The sequence below is a fragment of the Cryobacterium sp. MLB-32 genome (assembly GCF_000738085.1).
GTDB lineage: Bacteria > Actinomycetota > Actinomycetes > Actinomycetales > Microbacteriaceae > Cryobacterium.
On the sequence record NZ_JPRS01000196.1, the window covers coordinates 1 to 4925 of the forward strand.

Annotated in this window: 4 protein-coding genes; 1 reads left to right on the top strand and 3 read right to left on the bottom strand. The window is 63.4% G+C overall.

Annotation, left to right across the window (positions count from 1 at the left end):
* The 3 genes from JF66_RS24480 to JF66_RS15655 all read right to left on the bottom strand — a co-directional run.
* A partial coding sequence (locus tag JF66_RS24480) for a hypothetical protein (RefSeq protein ID WP_231556460.1) occupies positions 1-225 on the bottom strand: 225 nt, incomplete at its 3' end.
* A 999-nt stretch (positions 226-1224) separates the two neighbouring features.
* Positions 1225-2622 carry a S8 family peptidase gene (locus JF66_RS15650; protein WP_035879495.1) on the bottom strand — a complete coding sequence of 466 codons (1398 nt, stop codon included), beginning with the start codon at positions 2620-2622 and terminating at the stop codon, positions 1225-1227.
* Positions 2623-2782: 160 nt separating this feature from the next.
* Positions 2783-3166: a hypothetical protein gene (locus JF66_RS15655; protein WP_051973622.1), complete on the bottom strand. Its 384-nt coding sequence runs from the start codon at positions 3164-3166 to the stop codon at positions 2783-2785.
* 1057 nt (positions 3167-4223) lie between these two features.
* Between JF66_RS15655 and JF66_RS22405 the strand changes: the two genes are divergently transcribed.
* Entirely contained in the window at positions 4224-4742 is a 519-nt protein-coding gene (locus tag JF66_RS22405; protein WP_081882440.1) for a GNAT family N-acetyltransferase, read from the top strand.
* The last annotated feature ends 183 nt before the right edge of the window (positions 4743-4925 follow it).

The following is a 4925-nucleotide window of genomic DNA, read 5'->3' on the forward strand; positions in this document are numbered from 1 at the left end:
CTTCAACGCGAACGCACAATAGACAAGAAACGCGACAACAAATATCACTATCGTTACGCCGAAAATCACGTATAACCAAAGTGGCACGGTTTCAGCGGTTGACCCCGTCACAAAATACAGTGCACCAGAGATCACTCCCGTGGAAAACAGAATTCTCGCAAGAAATCGGACGGGACCTGACCACTGCTCAGCAGTCCGCCCGGCGAGCATGTCTGACTTCTTCATGTCGTTCACCAACCCTGTTGCCCCTACTTGCATGCACCCGCAGCAAGACCCGCCGTCTCAACCATGCCACTGAATCCACTCGTGCCCTCACTCAAGCCAGCTCTGGGCATGACCACGTCCATTCCCGAAAGTGCAACGGTAACGGGGAGCGCGATTCGGGAAAGGTGAGGCGCTTTCCATGAGAACACGAGTACAGGCCCTCTGTGCGAGTTGTCCGTTCAAGGACTCTGTGCTGGCCCGTTCCTCACCGGGATGCTCTCGCGGGCTTCGTTCATGCCCGCGGGCGAAAGGTTGCGGTGGTGAGCATCTCCGAGGTTGAGTTGGAGCCGGTTGCTCCGGTTCGCGGTGTTGAGCCTCAGTTGGATCGCGGGATGGCTCCGGTAGCCGTCACTGATCGAAGCCACGGTGACCGATGTGAGGTCAGACGCGGTCAGAGTGAGCGTCGGGCCCGTCACACCCGCATCCCAGAAGGTGACGGCGGTGGCGCTAATGCCGACTCCAATCGCGGGTATGGACAAGTATGCCGAACCGTGACCGAAAGATTCTGGTGGATTTGTGGGAATGGAGCGTCATTTCCCATCATCCCTCATGCGGGCAACGGAGATGTGGCGGGAATGCGGGCCCGCCCGCAAGCCGGACGTCGAGCGCGACAGATAGGGCTGATCCACGCAACGGTCGAATACTCTGGGGCCGTGTCAGAGGGGAACGGCCACTGCGACAGATCTAGGCCTGATCAACGCAACTGCCCAACACGCTGAGACCGGGGAGCGGCGTGCTCAGGCCGAGCACCCGGCACGCGTCAAGCCCGAAACCTGGCATCGGAGACCAACAACGGCATAATCACAATGGCGGCTCGTTGAGTCCACAGACGTGGTGTGCGACGAGCCCGTTGTTGAGCGTGGCGTCGTGAACTGTCAGGCAGTCTTGGAGACGCTCGGCAACGAGAGGCGGGTGTGGTCTGGGCTCTCCCCCGACCACACCCGCTGACGGTCTTCTAGGTCAGAAGCCGCTGACGTTGAGCCGTCCGCCGGTGACTGTCTTGCCACCGAGGGAGGCTGTCGGGACGACGGAGCTCAGGATCGCGCTCTTGATCTGCGCCGCTGTCGCACCGGGGTGCGTGGAGGCGTAGAGGGCGGCCGCGCCCGTGACGTGTGGCGTGGCCATTGAGGTGCCGTTGTAGGACGAGTAGGTGTCGAAAGCGGTCGTCGACCAGACACCGACCCCGGGGGCACCGAGGTCGACGGTCGTGGCGCCGTACTGGCTGAAGGACGCCAGCGCCCCATTGCGGTCGATGGCGGCGACTGCGATGACGTTGGCGACGTCGTAGTTGGACGGGTAAGACGGCGTCGTGTCGTTGTTCGTGCCGCTGTTGCCGGCGGCCGCGACGAACAGGATGTTCGCGGCGTTGGCGCGCTTGATGGCGTCGAGCAGGGTCTGGGAGAAGGCGCCGCCGCCCCAGCTGTTGTTGGTTGCCACGATATTCAGGCCGTGGCGGGTCTTGAGGTCGGTGAAGTAGTCGACCGACTTGACCGCGTCGGCCAGGGATCCGCCCCGGCTGCCGAGGAATTTGCCGCTGATCAGGGTCACGTCCCAGTTCATGCCGGCTACGCCTTGCCCGTTGTTGGCCTTGGCGCCGATGGTTCCGGACACGTGCGTGCCGTGGTCGTCGAGCGAGCCTCTGGAGCCACCGTCATAGATGGTGTTGTCGCTGTTGGCGAAGTCCCAGCCGTTGACGTCGTCGACGTAGCCGTTGCCGTCATTGTCCACGCCGTCCCCCGCGATCTCGTAGGGGTTGGTCCAGACCTGCCCGGAGAGGTCGGGGTGGGTGTACTGGATGCCCTCGTCGATGATCCCGACGTAGACGCTCTTGGACCCCGTGTGGCCGGCAGCCCAGGCCTCGGCGGCCTGGCTGCCGTAGGCGTTGGTGGGGGTCGAGGCGTCGCCGTACATGCCCCAGAGGTCCTGAGAGGTATTGGTGCTGGTGAAGATGGGGTCGGTGGCGGTGGCCTGGTGAGTCAGGACGTAGTTCGGCTCGACGTAGGCAACGGCGGGGTCACTCTTCAGCTGCGCGATCGCCCGGTCCAGGTTCTTGCCCTGCGGCAGACGGACGACCTCGACCTCGGTGCGGTCGGCGGCGGCGGCGACGATGCGCTCGGCGAACCGTGCCGAGGCGTGCCCGCGAGCACGCTCGCGCTGGTCGGCGGAGGCACCGGCCACGTAGCCGACGACGAGCTCGTCGGGGACTGCGGCAGCAGCGGTACCGTTGGCTTGCGGGGCGGGCGCGGCCGAAGCGGGCGCGCTGAGGGCCAGTCCGGTCATGCCGATCACGATCGCCGATGAGGCAGCCGCTGCGGTGAAGAGCTTGTGACGCTTCTGTTCCGAAAATCTCTTATTCATGAAAGATTCTTTTCTTTGTGGTAGCGGATTGCAAAGTAGTTTGCTATTGAAAGGTATGACTTGCCGCAGATGATCACACGTCGGCTCATGAGGGGACTGTGCTTGGCGGGCTACTGTGATACAGCCAATGTTCAGCTTTGGGGGTCGGTGGCACCGCGCTCTACTTCCTGCCGCGTCTCCACGCGATGCCCGAGCCCAGCCTCGCGGTCCCATCCGCCCTGGTCAGCGCGCCATCCAGATACGACTTCCCCGACCCGGTGAACCCTTGGAAGAGGACGTTCTGCTGCCGGCCCACGAAGGGCAGGTGCCGAGCAGGGCCAGGAGCTGCCGGTTCAGGGTCGCACTCGTCGAGCACGTCGATGCGGGGCAGGTCCGCATTCGGGTAACGCAGCACCGCCCGCCGGATCAGACCCGCGACGGGGGAAGCCGTGAACGACGAGTAGACGTCATCCACCGCCAACCGGACGCGGTCCTCGAACGGCAACCCGATGCTGAGCGTCTCGTCTTGGGCGTCAATCGCCTCCAGTAACTTGCCGGCGTTCATCTCGCGGAGGTTCCGTTGGTCTCTCCGTCCAGCCGGCTCATCACTTCCCGCCCGGGCAGTAGGCGCTGCCCGTTTCTACCGTCAGCGGACAGAGCTGTTTCGCCGAACACGGCACCGCAGCCTGGGGTGAGGAATCTACCTCTGAGCCGCCAAGGACCGGGCGGCCCCGATGATCCTCGGGCCCAAATCATCAAGAGGCTCACCGCGCAACAGGGCAGCGAGGGACTGGTCGGGCAACTCCGGGTTCATGCCTTGGAACCACGGAGGTACCACCGCTGTCCAGCTCTGCCCGGAAAACCAGAGGGCTCTCCCCTGCGGAAGCTCACGATGACGTCTCTGTCGAGTTGCGTGGGCGTCCTTGTCTCACAGGCCGCCGTGGACCTGCACAGCACTTCAGGCCGGGCGGCTCTTCGCTAGGGGACACATTTCAGAGCCAGGGCTGAGGCTCGCTCGGTGTTTCGCAGCGGGACGGCCAGCGCGTCAGATCTGAGGCCAACCCACGCGGCGGCCGAGCGCGGCAAGCCGTGTCAGAGCGGAACCCTGTGCGGTCACTTCCCGCGACTTGAAGAGAAAATCCCGGCGGGCGCCTGGGACTGTGGTTGCATGGCCAAATGGGAACCAGGGGATGGGCGGCTACTGCGTTGTGCGGGCTGGCTATCTTCATGGCATTGCCGCCTGCGGCGGCGATTTACGCGGTTCGAGATCCAAGCTATTCGTGCGTTGTGGACGCACTCCCGGCGTCGCGCGAGAGCGTTGACCCCGGTGAGCCGATTGTTGGCCGGATCACGTTGATCCCGCTGGGGCTGCAGTGCGAATTCACGTCCATGACCGGACGGGCAATGTCCTCAAAACCCGATGTGGTGTTGACCGTAATGCTCGCCACTTCAGCTGCTTCCGTTCTCGCGGCCGGCTTGGTGCTGGTCCAGGGGAGCAGCCGCCGGCGAGTCCTCCTGGATACAGAGAGACACCGGGAGAGTCCTAGCGAAACGGTCTAGGGCTGGGTGCAACCACGGACCGCGAAACGAACGATCATCGAAGCGGGTGGGAAACTAGATACATGGAGAATCCGTGGGGGGAGAACGATTTCGTGTTTCGAAGTGGGACAGCAGAGGATGCGGCGGCTTGCGTTTCGCTTTGGGTCGCGGCGTGCGTTGCTCGGGATGGTGAAGCGGTCGATGGAGTAGCCGAGCGAGCTCGACTCAAGTTTGACAATTCAGAATGTTGGATCGTGGCCGAGGATGCAGTCGCTGGGCTCGTCGGGTTTGTACTCGCCACTAAACCGGGTTCGGGTCTGGCCAGTGATCCGCCCGACTCGCCTGTCATCGGTCTGCTCGCTGTCGCTCCTGGCGCTCAGGGGCGCGGGCTCGGCGGCGTACTGCTAACTGGAGCAACAGCCGCGCTTGCTGGGCATGGCCATGAGCGCTCTGTCCTTCACGTTCTTGCCGATCATCACGGTGCCGTGCACCTCTACGAGAAGAACGGCTGGCGACCGCTGGGAGAGCCATACCCGCATTCTCTGTTGGGACGTCCGTCGCAGACGTATGTGCTGGACCTCGATCTTCCGGGTGTCCGATAGCCGGACGGCCACCGCGACAGATCTGAGGCTAAACCATTCGGCGTCCGAGTACGGCGATGCCGTGTCAGAGGGGAACCTCTTGCGGAACGCTTTCAGCGCTCTCCGGTCAAATCGCCATTAATTTGTCGGTCGATCCAGAGTGACAGGGCTCGACACGGTTTGTGTCAACACGATTAGATGGGA

Bases quoted from the DNA above. Each gene is read 5' to 3' on its own strand.
- JF66_RS15650 (WP_035879495.1), bottom strand. From the start codon at position 2,622: ATGAATAAGAGATTTTCGGAACAGAAGCGTCACAAGCTCTTCACCGCA.
- JF66_RS15655 (WP_051973622.1), bottom strand. From the start codon at position 3,166: ATGAACGCCGGCAAGTTACTGGAGGCGATTGACGCCCAAGACGAGACG.
- JF66_RS22405 (WP_081882440.1), top strand. From the start codon at position 4,224: ATGGAGAATCCGTGGGGGGAGAACGATTTCGTGTTTCGAAGTGGGACA.